The organism is Stenotrophomonas sp. 86156_Sma, assembly GCF_056481625.1.
In genome coordinates this window covers 1,566,934-1,585,254 of the sequence record NZ_CM151157.1, presented here as the reverse complement: position 1 = coordinate 1,585,254, position 18,321 = coordinate 1,566,934, and the positions used below count along the sequence as shown (strand labels likewise).

Genomic DNA, 18,321 nt, shown 5'->3' with positions numbered 1-18,321 from the left:
TGCCCCATCGGTGGGTGCGCACCGTTGGTGCGCACAACCGGCACCTTTGCGTTGCGCGCGAATCAAGCCGATACTCGGCGCAGGGAATCCACAGTCACATAGCAGGAACGAAAATCGCGGACTGTGATGCATTCCTAGGTATTCTTGTCCCAATGGAATTGAACGACCCGACATGCCTCCCGAGCTGACAGCTGCCCTGGCGCTCTGCCGCAACCTGCCCTCGCCACCCGGTATTGCCCTGCGCATCATCGAGCTGGCCCAGGACCCGGAAGCGGACATCGCCACCGCCGCCGACATCATCGCCATCGACATGGCGCTGAGCGCTCGCATGCTGCGCATCGCCAATTCGCCGCTGTACGCCAGCCGCCGCCGCATCGAGAACCTCGGCCAGGCGCTGACCATGCTCGGCCTGAATGCCACGATCAGCCTCGCCCTCGGCTTCACCGTCACCCAGGGCCTGACCGGTGGCGGCGGTGCCGACCACGACCTGCGCCAGCGCGCGTGGAAGCGCAGCATTCTCAGCGCCCTGGCCGCCAGCCAGCTGGGCCAGGCGCGCGGCCTGCGCCGGCTGGAGGAACTGATGCTGGCCGGGCTGCTGCAGGACCTGGGCGTGCTGTGCCTGACCCAGGCCGAATCGGAGCGCTACCTGCCACTGCTGCGCGAAGCCCGTGACAATACCGATCTGGTCGCACGCGAGCGCGAGGAACTGGGCTGCAGCCACGCCGATGTCGGCGCCTGGGTGGCCGAACAGTGGGGCCTGCCGCGCTACCTGGTGGAAAGCATCAGCCACAGCGAGGACGACGACGCTGCCGATTCGCCGTTCCAGGCCTGCGTGCAGCTGTCCGGCGCTGTTGCCGACATCTGGCTGGACGAAGACGCCGATGCCGCCCGCGAACGCGCTCTGCACCAGGTGCATGACCGGCTGGAGCTCGACAGCGCCCGTTTCGATCAGGTGCTGACCCGCATCAGCGATGCCCTTCCAGATATCGCCAGCCTGTTCGAGGCCGGCCTGAACTCGCCCTCGCGGGTCCGTGAGCTGATCGACCACGCGCAGGAACTGGCCACCCTGCGCAACCTGCGCGAGCTGCAGGATGCCGATCAGGCACGCCGCCGCGCCGACGAATTCGAGGCGCGGGCCAAGCGCCTGGCCGACCAGGCCCACCGCGACGCCCTGACCGGCGTGCTCAACCGCCGCCAGCTGGAGGCGGTGCTGGAACAGGAGTTCCTGCGCGCCGGGCGCCAGGGCTGGCCGCTGTCGGTGGCCTTCATCGACCTGGACGACTTCAAGAAGATCAACGATGCCCACGGCCACCTGACCGGCGACGAGGTGCTGCGCGCCTTTGCCGGCAAGCTGCAGGGCCAGCTGCGCAACAGCGACACCGTGGCCCGCTTCGGTGGCGAGGAATTCGTCGCGCTGCTGCCCAACACCAGTGAATCGGTGGCGCTGGACGTGATCCGGCGTGTGCTGGCCAACATCGTCGCCACGCCGATGGCCGAGCTGGAGGGGGGCCCGCTGTTCGTCACCTTCTCCGCCGGCGTGGCCACCCAGGGCGGCTACGAACGCTTTGCCGACGTGCAGGACCTGCTGCGCGCAGCCGACGATGTGCTGTACCGCTCGAAGAACCTGGGCCGCAACCGGGTGATCGCCCGCTCCCCCGGCGCCCTCGGCCACGACGAGCTTTCAGCCACCGCCGGCGCCGAGCTGGGCTGAACGGGACGCCCCGCGTGAGCGGGGCGGACGGCAGGATTTCGCGCCGCAGTGCACAAAACACTTTGGCCCAACGCCGCATGCGCGTAGAATCGCCCGCGATTTCCACGCACCCGAGGTCCCTATGTCCAAGCTCGCCTATCGCCGCATCCTTCTGAAACTGTCCGGGGAGGCGCTGATGGGAGATGAGGACTACGGCATCGACCCGAAGATCATCAATCGCCTGGCCCGTGAGGTCATCGAAGCCCAGCAGGCCGGTGCCGAAGTGGCGCTGGTGATCGGCGGCGGCAACATCTTCCGCGGCGCCGGCCTGGCCGCTGGCGGCATGGACCGGGTCACCGGCGACCAGATGGGCATGCTGGCCACGGTCATCAACGCCCTGGCCATGCAGGACGCCCTGGAAAAGCTGGGCGCCAAGGCCCGCGTGATGAGCGCGATCAAGATCAACGACGTGTGCGAGGACTACATCCGCCGCCGCGCCATCCGCCACCTGGAAAAGGGCCGCCTGGTGATTTTCGCCGCCGGCGTCGGCAGCCCGTTCTTCACCACCGACTCCGGCGCCGCGCTGCGTGCGATCGAGATCGGTGCCGACCTGCTGCTGAAGGCCACCAAGGTCGATGGCGTGTACGACAAGGACCCGAACAAGCACAGCGACGCGGTCCGTTTCGACAGCCTGAGCTACGACGAAGTGATCCGCCGCGGCCTGGAAGTGATGGATACCGCGGCCTTCGCACTGGCCCGCGACAGCGACCTGCCGATGCGCGTGTTCGACATGGGCCAGCCGGGCGAGCTGCTGAAGATCCTCAGCGGCGAGAACATCGGCACCCTGGTCCAGGGCCGCGACCCGGCCTGAGCCTGAGCGCCAGGCGAGCTCCGGGCCGATTCTGGCCCGGCAGCGTCCCGTATTCGCCTATAATCGCCCGATTCCAGTTACACCCAGGACCGGGCGATGCTCAACGACATCAAGAACAACGCGCAGACGCGCATGGCCAAGAGCATCGACGCTCTGAAGCACACCCTCACCTCGATCCGCACCGGCCGCGCCACCCCGGCCCTGCTGGACCGCGTCACGGTCAGCGCCTATGGCAACGCCAGCACCCCGCTGAACCAGGTCGCATCGATCTCCAACGCCGACGCCCACTCGCTGCTGGTCACGCCGTTCGACAAGAGCATGATCAAGGAGATCGAAAAGGGTCTCTACAACGCCGAGTTCACGCCGAACACCCTGGGCACCGCGATCCGCATCAACATGCCGCCGCCGACCGAAGAGCGCCGCAAGGAGCTGGCCAAGCAGGTGCAGAAGGAAGGCGAAGGCGCCAAGATCGCGATCCGCAACATCCGTCAGGACGCGAACAAGGAAATCGCCAAGCTGGTCAAGGACAAGGCGATCAGCGAAGACGAGAAGAAGCGCGGTGAGGACGACATCCAGAAGTTGACCGACACCAACATCAAGGACGTCGACAAGGTCGTTGCCGACAAGGAAAAAGAACTGCTGTCGGTCTGAAGTCGATGCCTTCAGTCCCGCCTCCGTTGCCGGCCGCCCTGCCCCGCCACATTGCCATCATCATGGATGGCAATGGGCGCTGGGCACAGCAGCGCCGTCGTCCGCGCGTGATCGGCCACCGGGCCGGCGCGCGTGCGGTCAACCGCACCATCGAGCGCTGCCTTGAGCTGGGCATTCCGGCGCTGACCCTGTTCGCGTTTTCCAGCGAGAACTGGGGCCGGCCGCAGGAAGAAGTCGATGCGTTGATGAAGCTGTTCCTCGGCGCGCTCGACCGCGAAGTGGACGAGCTGCATCGGCGTGGCGTGCGCGTGCGCTTCATCGGCGAGCGCGAACGCTTCGGTGCCGGGCTGGTCAGCCGCATGCAGCTGGCCGAGCAGCGCACCGCAGACAACACCACCCTGACCCTGTCGATCGCCGCCAGCTACGGTGGCCGCCAGGACATCGCCCGTGCCGCGCGCGCGCTGGCCGCTGAAGTCGCCGCCGGCCGCCTGCTGCCCGAACAGATCGACGAATCGCTGCTGGGCAGCCAGGTCGCCCTGGCCGACCTGCCGCCACCGGACCTGTTCATCCGCACCGGTGGCGACACCCGCATCAGCAACTTCCTGCTGTGGCAGCTGGCGTACACCGAGCTGTGGTTCACCGAGGCGCTGTGGCCAGACTTCGATCCCGCCCTGCTGCAGCAGGCGCTGGACGCCTACGGCAGCCGTGAGCGTCGTTTCGGCCTGACCAGCGCCCAGATCGCCGCACTGGCCACCGAGACTTCCAGCCCATGACCAAGACCCGAGTCCTTGCCGCGCTGATCATGGCGCCGGTCGCCATTGCCGCGATCCTGCTGCTGCCGACCCAATGGCTGGCAGCGGCGGCCGCTGCGGTTCTGCTGATCGGCCTGTGGGAGTGGCTGAAGCTGGCCGGCATCGAAGACACCCTGGCGCGCACCGTGCTGCTGGTACTGAACCTGCTGCTGATGGTGCTGCTGGTGTGGGCCGATGGCAGCACGCTGGTGCTGTTCCAGATCACCACATTGGCCGGTGTTGCCTGGTGGCTGGCGGCGCTGGTCTGGCTGCGCTTCTTCAATTTCGGCGCGCAACCGTCGGCACCCTCGCGCATCGTGAAGATGCTGGCCGGTACGCTGGCCATCGTTCCGGCCTGGGCCGCGCTGGTGCTGATCCATGCCGGCGGCGATCCGCCGGGCAAGCAGGGCCACCTGTGGCTGCTGGCTGCGCTGGCACTGGTCTGGGCGGCCGATTCGGGCGCCTATTTCGCCGGCCGTCACTTCGGCAAGCACAAGCTGGCCCCGCGCATCAGCCCCAACAAGACCTGGGAAGGCCTGTTCGGCGGCCTGCTGGCCGGTGTCGCCGTGGCCGTCGGCCTGGGCTGGCTGGCCGGCATCGATACCGCACACCTGCCGGGCCTGCTGATCACTTCGGTGGTGGCCGTATTCGCCTCGGTGCTGGGTGATCTGTTCGAAAGCCTGATCAAGCGCCACGCGGGCGCCAAGGACTCGGGCCACCTGATTCCGGGCCATGGTGGCGTACTCGACCGTGTCGACGGCGTCCTGGCTGCAGTGCCGGTGTTCGCACTCGGCAAGGAAATCTTCGGGTTCTGACCATGAATGCTGTCGCAGACCTGCGCCGGGTCGCCGTATTCGGCGCCACCGGCTCGATCGGTGCCTCCACGCTGGACGTGATCGCCCGCCACCCGCAGCGCTACCAGGCCACCGTGCTGGCCGCCGGTCGTCAGGTGCAGGCGTTGCTGGCACTGTGCCGCCAGCACCGGCCCGCGCACGCGGTGATCGCCGACGAATCGCTGTTCGCTCAGCTGCGCGATGGCCTGCGCGATGCCGGACTGGCCACCGAGGCGCATGCCGGCCATGCCGCGCTGGACCAGCTGGCCGCCAGCGATGCCTGCGACACCGTGGTCGCCGCCATCGTCGGTGCGGCCGGGCTGTCTTCCACCCTGGCCGCCGCCGCCGCGGGCAAGCGCATCCTGCTGGCCAACAAGGAATCGCTGGTGCTGGCCGGTGAGCTGCTGACCCGCACCGCTGAACGCGCCGGCGCCGAGATCATCCCGATCGACAGCGAACACAGCGCGATCTTCCAGTGCCTGCGCTCGCGCGATGCCAGCGTCGATGGCGCCGGCGTGCGCCGCATCCTGCTGACCGCCTCCGGCGGCCCGTTCCGTGGCCGCAGCCGCGCCGAACTGGCCCAGGTCACCCCGGCCCAGGCCGTTGCCCACCCGAAGTGGTCGATGGGGCCGAAGATCTCGGTCGATTCGGCGACGTTGATGAACAAGGGCCTGGAAGTGATCGAGGCCCACCACCTGTTCGGCATCCCCGGTGAGCGCATCGAAGTGCTGGTGCACCCGCAGAGCCTGGTCCACTCGCTGGTCGAGTTCGTGGACGGCTCGACTCTGGCGCAGATGGGCCTGCCGGACATGCGCACCACACTGGCCGTTGGCCTGGGCTGGCCACAACGCATCGAATCGGGCGTATCCGGGCTGGATCTGCTGGCCCAGGGCCGGCTCGATTTCGAGGCCCCGGACACCGACGCCTTCCCCTGCCTGGCCCTGGCCTGGCAGGCGATGCAGGCCGGCGGCACCGCCCCGGCGGTGCTGAACGCTGCCAATGAAGAGGCGGTTTCAGCGTTTCTTCAGGGCCGGATCGGTTTCCTGACCATCCCGGAGCTGGTTGCTAACGCTCTTTCAACACTGCCGACCCAGCCAGCCGATACACTGGAGGTCCTGTTGTCCGCCGACCAGCGGGCACGCCAGCTGACCCTGAACGCCATCGACGCCGCCTGAACGACCGCCTCGCCCAGCATGACGACGCCGCCCCTGCCCGCCACTGTGAGCCTGCATGACTGACTTCATCGGATCGGTCTGGTGGATGATTGTCAGCCTCGGGCTGCTGGTCACGTTCCACGAGTTCGGGCATTACTGGGTCGGGCGCCTGTGCGGGGTCAGGATCCTGCGCTTCTCGGTCGGCTTCGGCCGGCCGCTGTGGTCGCGCCGGGACAGGCACGGCACCGAGTTCGCCATCGCCGCCATCCCGCTGGGCGGTTATGTGAAGTTCCTGGACGAGCGCGAGGTCGAAGTGCACCCGCACGAGCGCGGCCAGGCCTTCAACCACAAGACCGTCTGGCAGCGCATCGCCATCGTCGCCGCCGGACCGATCGCCAACCTGCTGCTGTGCATCCTGCTGCTGTGGGCGATGTTCGTGATCGGCAAGCAGGATTATTCGCCGACCATCGGCCGTGTCAGCGGCATCGCCGCCAGCGCCGGCCTGACCAGCGGCGACCGCGTGCTGCGCGTGGACGAGCGCCCGGTGGTCACCCTCGGCGAGGCCAGCATGGCGCTGACCGCCGCCGCGATGGACCGCCGCGACGTGAAGCTGGAAGTGCTGGACCCGACCGACCAGGTGCGCGTGCGCAGCCTGCCGCTGTCGCAGCTGCCCCCCGGCTTCGATGAACGGCGCGTGCCGATCCTGGCTGGCCTGTACTGGCAGTCGTGGCTGCAACCGGCGCTGGTCGAGTCGCTCACCGCGGACTCCGTGGTGGCCGGGCAGCTGCAGCCGGGCGATCTGATCGTAGCGATCGACGGCCAGCGCATCGACGGCGCCGACCAGGTCATCGGCGAGATCCAGACGCTGGGCCGCGCCGGCGGCCCGGGCATGATCGAGGTCCTGCGGGGCGGCGAGCGCCTGGCGCTGGAAGTCACCCCGCGCCAGGGCAAGGATTCAAAGGGCGAGCCGATCTGGCAGATCGGCGTGCAGTTCCCGACCTCGTTCAGCCCTCCCTACGACACCCTGCTGCGCTATGGCCCGCTCGACGCGGTCACCGTGGCCGTGCGCGAAACCGGCCGCCTGGCGGCCGATTCGCTGGGCATGATGGGCCGCATCGTCACCGGCAAAGCCTCGCTGCAGAACGTTTCCGGGCCCGTCACCATCGCCCGGGTAGCCAACATCTCGGCCAAACGCGGCCTGGACTGGTTCCTGCAGTTCCTTGCCCTGCTGTCACTCAGCCTGTGCATCATCAACCTGTTGCCGATCCCGATCTTGGACGGCGGCCACCTGCTGTATTACCTTATCGAGTTGGTCAAGGGCAGCCCGCTGAGCGAGCGTGCCATCGCCGCCGGCCAGTACATCGGCCTGGCGTTGCTGGCCGGGCTGATGGGGTTGGCGTTCTACAACGACATCCTCGGCCTGGTCCCGCGATGAACTTTTCCACGTTGTTGCCGTCTACAGCGTCGGCATCCCGCACCAATGAAATCGACCTTCCTACCGGACGTGACATGACGCGACTCCCCAATCGCCGCCTGCTGGCCCTCGCCCTCGCCGCCGTCACCGGCGCTCCCGCCCTGGCCCAGGCAGCCGAGCCCTTCACTGTCAGCGACATCCGCGTGGATGGCCTGCAGCGCATCAGCTCGGGCACGGTATTCACCTACCTGCCGGTGGAGCGTGGCGAGACGGTCACCGACAACAAGGTCGGCGAGACCATCCGCGCCCTGTACAAGACCGGCTTCTTCGAAGACGTGCAGCTGGACCGCCAGGGCAGCATCCTGGTGGTGACCGTCAAGGAACGCCCGGCGATCAACAAGCTGACCGTGACCGGCAACAAGGACATCAAGTCCGAGCAGCTGCTCAAGGGCCTGTCCGACATCGGCCTGACCGAGGGCGGCACCTTCGATCGCCTGAGCCTGGACCGCGTGACCCAGGAACTGCGCCGCCAGTACAACGACCGCGGCAAGTACAACGTCGAGATCACCCCGACGGTGAGCCCGCTGGACCGCAACCGCGTGGACATCGCGATCGCCATCAAGGAAGGCAAGGCGGCCAAGATCCGTCACGTCAACCTGGTCGGCACCGAGAAGTTCGAGAGCAAGGACATCCTGGAGACCTGGGAGTCCAAGGAGCACAACTGGGCATCGTGGTACCGCCGTGACGACCAGTACTCCAAGGAAAAGCTGTCCGGCGACCTGGAAAAGCTCAATTCCTGGTACCTCGACCGCGGCTATGTCGACTTCAGCATTGATTCGACCCAGGTGTCGATCAGCCCCGACAAGCGCGACATGTTCCTCACCGCCGGCGTGACCGAAGGTGCGCAGTACAAGATCTCCGAGATCAAGGTCAGCGGCGACACGATCCTTCCGCAGGAGGACGTCGAGCGCATGGTGATCCAGAAGTCCGGCGACACGTTCTCGCGTGCGCTGCTGGAATTCAGCTCGGACACCATCACCAACTCGCTGTCCAACATCGGCTACGCGTTCGCCAAGGTGAACCCGATCCCGACCACCAACCGCCCCGAGCAGACCGTGGCGATCAACATGCAGGTCGTGCCCGGCCCGCGCGTATCGGTGCGTCGCATCCTGTTCCGTGGCAACACGCGTACGTCCGACGAAGTGATGCGTCGCGAAATGCGCCAGTTCGAGAACAGCTGGTACTCGCAGGCCGCGATCGACCGCTCCAAGATCCGCCTGCAGCGCCTGGGCTACTTCGAGTCGGTGGACGTTGAAACCCCGGCCGTGAGCGGCAGCAACGACCAGGTCGACGTCGTCTACAACGTCAAGGAAACCACGTCCGGCAGCTTCGTGTTCGGCCTGGGCTACTCGCAGTCCTACGGCATGACCACCTCGGTGCAGCTGTCGCAGAACAACTTCCTCGGCGGCGGCAACCGCGTGTCGGTCGAAGCCTCGCGCAGCAGCTACCTGCAGCGCTACGGCTTCAGCTACACCAACCCGTACTTCACCGATGACGGCGTGTCGCTGGGCTACAACCTGTCCTGGCGCGAACTGGACTACTCCGACTTCAACACCGCGCAGTACAACAGCACCAATGGTTCGGCGCAGGTGGTGTTCGGCGTGCCGATCACCGAGACCGATACCGTCTCGCTGATGTTCGGCATCGACAGCAACCAGATCACCACCTACCAGGGCTCGACCCCGCAGTCGATCATCGACTACATCAACGCCGTCGGTAGGCGCACGTTCCATGCCTGGCGCACCGAGCTGGGCTGGGCGCGTGACTCGCGCAACGACTACTTCATGCCGACCCGCGGTACCTACCAGCGCATCGGCCTGGAAACCACGCTGCCGGGTTCGACCATCGAGTACTACAAGCTGAACTACCAGATCAGCAAGTACTGGCCGATCATGCCGTCGCTGGTGATCAACACCCGTGCCGAAGTGGGCTACGGCGATGCCTATGGCAACGACTACACCCGCACGCTGACCAACCCGGACGGCACCACCCGTACGGTGACCGCCAGCGGCCTGCCGTTCTTCGAGAACTTCTACGCCGGCGGTACCAACTCGGTGCGCGGCTTCGAAGACAACACCCTCGGCCCGCGCGAAGTCACCAACGGCTACCCGGAAGGCCAGCCGCTGGGTGGTTCGCTGAAGACCGTCGGTTCGGTCGAAGCCTACTTCCCGCGCCTGTTCGACAGCCCGTCGGCACGCGTGTCCGCCTTCGTCGACTTCGGTAACGTCTACAACGGCACCAAGAACTTCAAGGCCAACGAACTGCGCGTGTCCACCGGTGTGGCCCTGCTGTGGCGCGCCCCGGTCGGCCCGATCTCGATCAGCTACGCCTTCCCGCTGAAGAAGGAAGACGATGACAAGATCGAACGTCTGCAATTCACGTTCGGTGGCCAGTTCTGAGGAACGTCGTTCCTCAGAACTGATCCACCTCCGGTGAATTGCCCGCGCATTTCACCTATCCCCCGCGCCGCTGGCGCGCCCCCCTTAACAAAGGGGGGCTCTCCACCAGACGGGGTGCGAAGCGCCGGGCATTGCCCGGCGTTTTCGTTTGGCCTGGATGCCGGAAGCGCCCGCTCTGCTTTTGATCTTTTCTGTTTTTCCGTGGCTGGCACTCGCGCCACGCCCTCGGAGGTCGGACGGGGTGGGACTGCGGGGGTGTGAGCCGCATGGATGCGGCGACCAAGGCTACATGGACGTACTTGCGCCGCCCCCGCGCAGCCCCGCCCCGTCCGACCCAGCCCATGACACTGGCTCTGCCGGCCGCGAGGGGCCCTGCCGTTGGCTGCATGACCGCCCCGCATGACCGCAATGCCGTCACACGTTAAACTCCCGCCGTGAATACTCCCACCTACACCGCCCAGCAACTCGCCGAGCAGTTCGGCCTGCAGGTCCACGGCGACCCCGCCACCGCCATCCATGGCGTGGCCACCCTCGCCCATGCCGGTCCTGGCCAGCTGACCTTCCTCGCCAACCCGCGCTACCGCGCCCAGCTGGCCGACAGCCAGGCCTCGCTGGTAGTCCTGCGTGCCGACGACGCCGAGGCCGCCCCCGGCGCCGCGCTCGTGGCCAAGGACCCGTACACCACCTTCGCCAAGATCGCCGCGCTGTTCGACATCGCGCCGACGCGCCCGCCGGGCATCCACCCCAGCGCCGTCATCGATCCCAGCGCGCAGGTCGCCGCCAGCGCGCATATCGGCCCGTTCGTCTCCGTCGGCGCACGCAGCGTGGTCGGCGAAAACTGCATCATCGGCACCGGCAGCGTGATCGGCGAAGACTGCAGCCTGGACAACGGCTGCGAACTGATCGCGCGGGTCACCCTGGTCACCCGGGTCAAGCTCGGCAAGCGGGTTCGTGTGCATCCCGGTGCCGTGCTCGGCGCCGATGGCTTCGGCCTGGCCATGGACGCCGGCAAATGGATCAAGGTGCCGCAGCTCGGCGGCGTGCGCATCGGCGATGACTGCGAGATCGGCGCCAACACCTGCGTCGACCGCGGTGCGCTGGAAGACACCGTGCTGGGCGAAGACGTGCGCCTGGACAACCTGGTGCAGATCGCGCACAACGTGCAGATCGGTGCGCACTCGGCCATCGCCGGCTGCACCGGCATCGCCGGCAGCGCCAAGATCGGCCGCTACTGCCTGCTCGGCGGCCACGTTGGCGTGGTCGGCCACCTCGAGATCTGCGACAAGGTCGTGATCACCGGCAAGTCGGTGGTCCGCAATTCCATCCATGAGCCGGGCGAGTACTCGTCCGGCACCCCGTTGACCGACAACCGCACGTGGCGCAAGAACGCCGCGCGCTTCAAGCAGCTGGACGCATTGGCTCGCCGCGTCCTGGCTGCTGGCAAGGAGAAAGAATGAACGACACGCTGCAGCTTCCGATCGACGTCTGCCAGATCCAGGAACTGCTCCCGCACCGCTACCCGTTCCTGCTGGTGGACCGGGTGCTTGAGCTCGACATCGACGCCAAGCGCATCCTTGCGCAGAAGAACGTCAGCATCAACGAGCCGTTCTTCCAGGGCCACTTCCCGGGCCGCCCGATCATGCCCGGCGTATTGATCATCGAAGCGCTGGCGCAGGCCGGTGGCGTGATGACCCAGCTCACGCTCGGCCGTGACTCGCAGTCCAAGCTGTTCTACATGGTCAAGGTGGAAAACGCCCGCTTCAACAAGCAGGTCGTTCCCGGCGACGTGCTGATGCTGGATGTGCAGATGAAGCGCCTGATCCGCAACATGGGCTGGTACTACGGCGAAGCCAAGGTCAACGGTGAAGTCGTTGCCTCGGCCGAAGTCATGTGCGCCGGCGCCAAGGGCTGATCCACTGGAGGCAGGAATGACTGACAACGCACCGCGGATCCACCCGACCGCCGTCATCGATCCGGCCGCGCGCCTGGCCGATGACGTCCAGGTGGGCGCGTTCACCCTGATCGGTGCCGATGTGGAAATCGGTGCCGGCACGGTGATCGGCCCCCACTGCAGCATCCACGGCCCGACGAAGATCGGCCGCGACAACCGCTTCATCGGCCACGCAGCCGTCGGTGGCGAACCGCAGGACAAGAAGTATGCAGGGGAGCGCACCGAGCTGGTGATCGGCGACCGCAATGTGTTCCGCGAGTTCGTCACGCTGAACCGTGGCACCGGCGGCGGCGGCGGCATCACCACCATCGGCGACGACAACTGGATGCTGGCCTACACGCACGTGGCGCATGACTGCCATGTCGGCAACTTCTGCGTGTTCTCCAACAACACCACCCTGGCCGGCCACGTGACCGTGGGTGACTACGTGATCATCAGCGGCTTCGCCGGGGCCCACCAGTTCTGCCGGATCGGCGCGCATGCCTTCCTCGGCATGGGCGCGCTGACCAATGGCGATGTTCCGCCGTTCACCATGGTCGGCACCGATTCGTTGGGCCGCCCGCGCGGCATCAACAGCGAAGGGCTGAAGCGCCGCGGCTTCGACGCCGAGCGCATTTCCGCCATCAAGCGTGCCTACCGCACGCTGTACGTGGCGGGCCTGCCACTGGCCGAAGCCAAGGTGCAGCTGACCGAACAGGCGCGCGACAGCGATGACGTGAAGGCCATGCTGGACTTCATCGAGCACGCCGAGAGGCCCTTGCTGCGATGAGCAGCACGACCGGCCAGGCGCCGGCCGGCGCCGCCGTGATTCCGCTGGCCTCGATGGCCGGCAGCGTCCCCGCGCAGCGGGTGCTCAGCGAGCGCCCCTTGCGGATCGCGCTGGTGGCCGGTGAGGCCTCCGGTGATCTGCTGGGTGCGGGCCTGGTGCGCGAACTGAAGGCACGCTTTCCAAATGCCGAATTCGCCGGCATCGGTGGCGATGCCATGCGCAGCGCCGGCTGCCTGACCTGGCACGATGCCAGCGAGCTGGCGGTGATGGGCCTGACCGAAGTGCTGCGCCACCTGCCGCGGCTGCTCAAGCTGCGTTCCGCGTTCCGCCAGCGTGCGCTGGAATGGCAGCCGGACGTGTTCATCGGCATCGACGCGCCCGACTTCAACCTGGGCATCGAACGCTGGCTGAAGCAGCGCGGCGTGCGCACCGTGCATTACGTGAGCCCCTCGGTCTGGGCCTGGCGCGAGAAGCGCGCCGAGAAGATCGGCAGCAGCGCCGACCTGGTGCTGTGCCTGTTCCCGATGGAACCGCCCATCTATGCCAAGCACGGCATCGACGCGCGTTTCGTTGGCCATCCGATGGCCGATGACATCCCCCTGCAGGGCAACCGCGAGGAAGCGCGCGCCGCGCTTGGCCTGCCGACGTCGGCCAAGGTGCTGGCGGTGTTGCCAGGCAGCCGCCTGGGCGAAATCTCGCGCCTCGGTGAACCCTTCTTCGAAGCCGCCTGGCAGGTCTCCGAGCGCATCCCCGGCCTGCACGTGGTGGTGCCTGCCGCCAACGCCGCATGCAAGCGGCTGATCGAAGAGCAGCTGTCGCGCTCGGCGCTGCCGGTCGCGTACTCGCATGTGCTCGACGGCCAGGCGCGCAACGCCATGATCGCGGCCGACGTGGTGGTGCTGGCGTCCGGTACCGCGACCCTGGAGGCGATGCTGGTGAAGCGGCCGATGGTGGTCGGCTACCGTGTCAACGAGCTGACCTACCGTCTGGTCAAGGCATTCGGCCTGATCAAGGTCGACCGCTTTGCCCTGCCCAACATCCTGGCCGGCCAGGACCTGGCACCGGAGCTGATGCAGCATGACTGCACGCCGGACAAGCTGGCTGCGGCCATCCAGCAATGGTTCGACCACCCGCAGCGGGTGACCGACCTGCAGGACACCTATGCCCGCCTGCATGAGCGCCTGCGCCGCAATGCGTCGGCACGTGCCGCCGACGCCGTCGGCGAGCTGCTGATGCGCGACCAGGCCCAGGCATGAGCCGCCGCCACGCCGCAGCGGCCAGCCTGACCCTGTTCGATGGCGCGGCGGTGGTCGAGCCGGAGCGCCTGGTCGCCGGCGTCGACGAAGCCGGTCGTGGCCCGCTGGCCGGGCCGGTCGCGGTGGCGGCCGTGGTGTTCGACCCGGCACGGCCGCGCATCAACGGCCTGGACGATTCCAAGCAGCTGACCGCGGCGCGCCGCGAGCAGCTGCATGACCGCATCATCGAGCGCGCCCTGGCCTGGCATGTGGTGCTGGTGGACGTGGACACCATCGACCGTCTGAACATCTACCAGGCCACCCTGCAGGGCATGCGCGACGTGGTCGCAGCGGTCGCCCACGTGGCCGGCTTCGCGCGCATCGATGGCAACGTGGTGCCCAAGGGTCTGGTACTGCCGGCGCAGGCGCTGGTCGGCGGCGATGGCATCGACCGCGCGATCATGGCCGCCTCGATCCTGGCCAAGGTCTCGCGCGACCGCTACATGCAGGAGGTGCATGCCCGCCACCCGCAGTACGGCTTCGAGCAGCACAAGGGCTATGGCACCCCGGCCCACCTGGCCGCCCTGCGCGAGCACGGCCCCTGCGTGGAGCACCGGCGCAGCTTCGCCCCGGTGCGCGAGTGCCTGGAAACAGCGCCAGCCCCCGCGATCACAGCCATCGCTTGAACAACGGCTGCCGGGTATCGTCCGGCGCTTTCACGGCAATGTGAACGCCTCCGCTGGCGCCGGGCCATGCCCGGCGACATTCGCGCAATCGGCGCACCGTCAAGTCCTTGTCGCTTCCCCCTGCCCTCGCTACCCTGACCGGGCACTCCAGCGCATCCCGACCCCGGCGACGATCTTCCGTCAGCACCCGGGGCCCGCGCGCTCCAACCTGGTCCGGCATGTCCAACTCCCGCTTCGTACATCTCCACGTCCACACCGAGTTCTCGCTGGCGGACTCGACCATCCGCGTGCCGGCCAAGCCCGACCAGGCGGACCCGAAGAAGGCCAAGCAGGCCAACCTGCTGTCGCGCTCGGTCGAGCTCGGCCTGCCCGCGCTGGCGGTGACCGACCTCAACAACCTGTTCGCGCTGGTCAAGTTCTACAAGGCCGCCGAAGGCGTGGGCATCAAGCCGATCGCCGGCGCCGACGTGCTGATCGCCGAGGAAGGCCAGGACCCGTGGCGGATGACCCTGCTGTGCCGCGACCGTGAGGGCTACCTGAGCCTGTCGCGCCTGCTGACCCGCGCCTGGATGGAAGGCCATCGCCCGGAAGGCGGCGTGGCAATCCACCCGGACTGGCTGAAGGCCGGCAACGCCAACCTGTTCGCCCTCGCTGGCCGGCAGAGCCTGGCCGGGCGCCTGGCGTTGGACGGCAAGCATGAACTGGCCGAGCAGCAGCTGGCCGACTGGCAACGCGTGTTCGGCGACGGCCTGCACCTGGAGCTGACCCGCACCGGCCGCGAGGGCGAAGAAACCTTCAACCAGTTCGCGCTGATGGCCGCCGGCCAGCGTGGCCTGCCGGTGGTGGCCAGCAACGACGTACGCTTCCTGTCGCCGACGGATTTCAGCGCGCACGAAGCGCGCGTGTGCATTTCCACCGGCCGCGTGCTGGACGACCCCAAGCGCCCGCGCGAATACAGCGACCAGCAGTACCTGAAGTCGGCCGAGGAGATGTGCGCGCTGTTCGCCGACATCCCCGATGCGATCGACAACACGCTGGCGCTGGCCGAGCGCTGCAACATCGAGATGCGGCTGGGCACCTACTTCCTGCCCAACTACCCGGTGCCGGACGACGAGACCCTGGACACCTGGATCCAGAAGATGTCGCGCGATGGCCTGGAAGAGCGCCTGGAGAAGAATCCACTGGCGCCGGGCAAGACCCGCGAAGAGTATTTCGAGCGCCTGGAGTTCGAGCTCAACACCATCATCAAGATGGGCTTCCCGGGCTACTTCCTGATCGTGGCCGACTTCATCCAGTGGGGCAAGAACCAGGGCATTCCGATCGGCCCGGGCCGTGGTTCGGGTGCCGGTTCGCTGGTGGCGTGGGCGCTGAAGATCACCGACCTGGACCCGCTGCCGTACAACCTGCTGTTCGAGCGCTTCCTCAATCCCGAACGCGTGTCGATGCCCGACTTCGACATCGACTTCTGCATGGACCGCCGCGACGAGGTGATCGACTACGTTGCGCGCAAGTACGGGCGCGAGCGCGTCAGCCAGATCATCACCTACGGCACCATGGCCGCCAAGGCGGTGGTGCGCGACTCCGGCCGCGTGCTCGGTTTCCCGTATGGCCTGGTCGACGGTGTCTCCAAGCTGATCCCGAACATCCTCGGCATCCACCTGAAGGATGCGCTGGGCAAGGGCAAGGAAGGCCCCAGCTCGGAAATGGCGTCGGCCGAACTGATCCAGCGTTACGAGACCGAGGACGATGTCCGCGACCTGATCGACCTGGCGCTGCAGCTGGAAGACCTGACCCGCAACGCCGGCAAGCATGCCGGTGGCGTGGTGATCGGGCCCGAGCCGCTGAGCGAGTTCTGCCCGCTGTACGCCGAACACGACGAGAACGGCCTCGGCAAGAACCCGGTCACCCAGTTCGACAAGAACGACGTGGAAGAAGTCGGCCTGGTGAAGTTCGACTTCCTGGGCCTGCGCACGCTGACCATCATCGACTGGGCGGTGAAGGCGATCAACAAGCGCCATGAGCGCGCCGGCATCCCGCCGGTGGACATCGCCGCGATCCCGCTGGACGACACGCCCACCTACAAGGACATCTTCGCCAACGGCAACACCGGCGCGGTGTTCCAGTTCGAATCCTCGGGCATGCGCCGCCTGCTGAAGGACGCGCGCCCCGACCGTTTCGAAGACCTGATCGCGCTGGTGTCGCTGTACCGTCCCGGCCCGATGGACCTGATTCCCTCCTTCAACGCGCGTAAGCACGGCCAGGAAGAAATCATCTATCCCGATCCGCGCACCGAAGCGATCCTGAAGGACACCTACGGCATCATGGTGTACCAGGAGCAGGTGATGCAGATGGCGCAGATCGTCGGCGGCTACTCGCTGGGCGGCGCCGACCTGCTGCGCCGCGCGATGGGCAAGAAGGTGCCGGCCGAAATGGCCAAGCACCGCGAGATCTTCCGCGAAGGCGCGGCCAAGGACGGCGTGGACGAGGCCAAGGCCGACGCGATCTTCGACCTGATGGAGAAATTCGCCGGCTACGGCTTCAACAAGTCGCACGCCGCTGCCTACGCGCTGGTCAGCTACCAGACCGCATGGCTGAAGCGCCATTACCCGGCCGAGTTCATGGCGGCCACGCTGTCCTCGGACCTGGACAACACCGAGAAGGTGGTCGGCTTCCTCGACGAGGTGCGCAACCTCGGCCTGACCGTGCTGCCGCCGAAGGTGAACCACTCGGCCTTCATGTTCGAAGCCGTCACCCCGGACACCATCCAGTACGGTCTGGGCGCGATCAAGGGCGTCGGCCAGGGTGCCTGCGAAGCGGTGGTGGACGAGCGCCTGAAGGGTGGCGACTACAAGGACCTGCTCGACTTCTGCACCCGCGTCGGATCGGCCAAGCTCAACCGGCGCACGCTGGAAGCGATGATCAACTGCGGCGCACTGGATGAGCTCGGGCATAACCGCGCCTCGCTGATGCTGCAGCTGCCGGAAGTGATCAAGGCCACCGACCAGATGGCGCGCGAACGTGCGTCCGGGCAGAACTCGCTGTTCGGCGGCCCTGACCCGAGCGCGACCACGATCCAGCTGGACCTGCCCGAAGCCGAGGAATGGCCGCTGCTGCAGCGCCTCAATGGCGAGCGCGACACGCTGGGCTTCTACCTCAGCGGCCACCCGTTCGATCCCTGGCGCGACGATGTGCGCGACCTGGTCGGCAACGACCTGGGTTCGGTGGAGAAGATCTGGAGCGCCAACAGTGGTGGCGGCGGCGGCGGCGAGAAGCGCTGGCGCCCGGAAGTACAGACCGTGCTGGCCGGCCAGGTGGTCGGCGTGCGCCGCAAGGGTGAGAGCCAGATCTTCATCCAGCTCGAGGACGGCCGTGGCCGCGTCGAGTGCAGCGCGTTCTCCGACGCGATGGCCGAGTTCGGCCACCTGATGACCAAGGACCGCATCCTGGTGGTCAAGGGTGGCCTGCGCGAGGACGAATTCAACGGTGGCTTCGCGCTGCGCATCCGCCAGTGCTGGGACTTCGACGAAGTCTGCGCCAACTACGCCACCCGGCTCTCGCTGCGCCTGGACCTGCGCCAGCAGCGCCCGGTCTGGGAGCGCATCGACGCCCTGCTCGACCGCCATCGCCCCGGCCGCACGCCGCTGCGCCTGGATCTGCTGCTGAAGGGTCCGCAGGGCGGTGTCGCCGGCATGCTCGATGTGTCCGGGCAGAGCGCGGTACGCATCGATTCCAAGCTGATGGAGGCGCTGCGCGCCGACCCGGCCGTGCGCACCCTGAAGGTGCGCTACAGCCCGCCGTGGGCCAGCTGAAGCTGGCT

At 67.3% G+C, this 18,321-nt stretch carries 14 protein-coding genes; all 14 read left to right on the top strand.

Annotated features, from left to right (window positions below; translation table 11 throughout):
• The first annotated feature begins 172 nt into the window (after positions 1–172).
• The 14 genes from ACZK33_RS07365 (at position 173) to dnaE (ending at position 18,313) form a co-directional block, all read left to right on the top strand.
• Entirely contained in the window at positions 173–1,711 is a 1,539-nt protein-coding gene (locus ACZK33_RS07365) for a GGDEF domain-containing protein (RefSeq protein WP_423174754.1), read from the top strand.
• Positions 1,712–1,832: 121 nt separating this feature from the next.
• Positions 1,833–2,561, top strand: a complete 729-nt coding sequence (gene pyrH / locus ACZK33_RS07360; protein WP_010486325.1) for a UMP kinase — start codon at positions 1,833–1,835, stop codon at positions 2,559–2,561.
• A 96-nt stretch (positions 2,562–2,657) separates the two neighbouring features.
• A complete protein-coding gene (gene frr / locus ACZK33_RS07355; protein WP_032127942.1) occupies positions 2,658–3,212 on the top strand; it encodes a ribosome recycling factor in 555 nt (184 codons plus the stop codon).
• A gap of 5 nt (positions 3,213–3,217) precedes the next feature.
• The gene (gene uppS / locus ACZK33_RS07350) at positions 3,218–3,985 is read left to right on the top strand and encodes a polyprenyl diphosphate synthase (RefSeq protein ID WP_032127943.1); all 768 of its coding nucleotides are present in this window, start codon (positions 3,218–3,220) and stop codon (positions 3,983–3,985) included.
• On the top strand, positions 3,982–4,818 hold the full coding sequence (locus ACZK33_RS07345) for a phosphatidate cytidylyltransferase (protein ID WP_010486331.1): 837 nt from the start codon (positions 3,982–3,984) through the stop codon (positions 4,816–4,818). Before uppS ends, ACZK33_RS07345 begins: the two co-directional genes overlap by 4 nt.
• 2 nt (positions 4,819–4,820) lie before the next feature.
• Positions 4,821–6,011: a 1-deoxy-D-xylulose-5-phosphate reductoisomerase gene (locus tag ACZK33_RS07340; RefSeq protein ID WP_423174753.1), complete on the top strand. Its 1,191-nt coding sequence runs from the start codon at positions 4,821–4,823 to the stop codon at positions 6,009–6,011.
• Positions 6,012–6,066: 55 nt separating this feature from the next.
• On the top strand, positions 6,067–7,425 hold the full coding sequence (gene rseP / locus ACZK33_RS07335) for an RIP metalloprotease RseP (protein ID WP_423174752.1): 1,359 nt from the start codon (positions 6,067–6,069) through the stop codon (positions 7,423–7,425).
• A 74-nt stretch (positions 7,426–7,499) separates the two neighbouring features.
• Positions 7,500–9,863 carry an outer membrane protein assembly factor BamA gene (gene bamA / locus ACZK33_RS07330; protein WP_049463624.1) on the top strand — a complete coding sequence of 788 codons (2,364 nt, stop codon included), beginning with the start codon at positions 7,500–7,502 and terminating at the stop codon, positions 9,861–9,863.
• A gap of 434 nt (positions 9,864–10,297) precedes the next feature.
• Positions 10,298–11,320, top strand: coding sequence for a UDP-3-O-(3-hydroxymyristoyl)glucosamine N-acyltransferase (gene lpxD, locus ACZK33_RS07325; protein ID WP_423174751.1), 1,023 nt, complete (start codon positions 10,298–10,300; stop codon positions 11,318–11,320).
• Positions 11,317–11,775, top strand: a complete 459-nt coding sequence (gene fabZ / locus ACZK33_RS07320) for a 3-hydroxyacyl-ACP dehydratase FabZ (protein WP_032128326.1) — start codon at positions 11,317–11,319, stop codon at positions 11,773–11,775. Before lpxD ends, fabZ begins: the two co-directional genes overlap by 4 nt.
• A 16-nt stretch (positions 11,776–11,791) precedes the next feature.
• Positions 11,792–12,583 carry an acyl-ACP--UDP-N-acetylglucosamine O-acyltransferase gene (lpxA, locus tag ACZK33_RS07315; protein WP_032128327.1) on the top strand — a complete coding sequence of 264 codons (792 nt, stop codon included), beginning with the start codon at positions 11,792–11,794 and terminating at the stop codon, positions 12,581–12,583.
• Positions 12,584–12,636: 53 nt separating this feature from the next.
• On the top strand, positions 12,637–13,839 hold the full coding sequence (gene lpxB, locus ACZK33_RS07310; protein WP_279912341.1) for a lipid-A-disaccharide synthase: 1,203 nt from the start codon (positions 12,637–12,639) through the stop codon (positions 13,837–13,839).
• Positions 13,836–14,504, top strand: a complete 669-nt coding sequence (locus ACZK33_RS07305; protein ID WP_049461544.1) for a ribonuclease HII — start codon at positions 13,836–13,838, stop codon at positions 14,502–14,504. The genes lpxB and ACZK33_RS07305 overlap by 4 nt, the downstream gene beginning before the upstream one ends.
• Before the next feature lie 218 nt (positions 14,505–14,722).
• A complete protein-coding gene (dnaE, locus tag ACZK33_RS07300) occupies positions 14,723–18,313 on the top strand; it encodes a DNA polymerase III subunit alpha (protein WP_125893833.1) in 3,591 nt (1,196 codons plus the stop codon).
• The last annotated feature ends 8 nt before the right edge of the window (positions 18,314–18,321 follow it).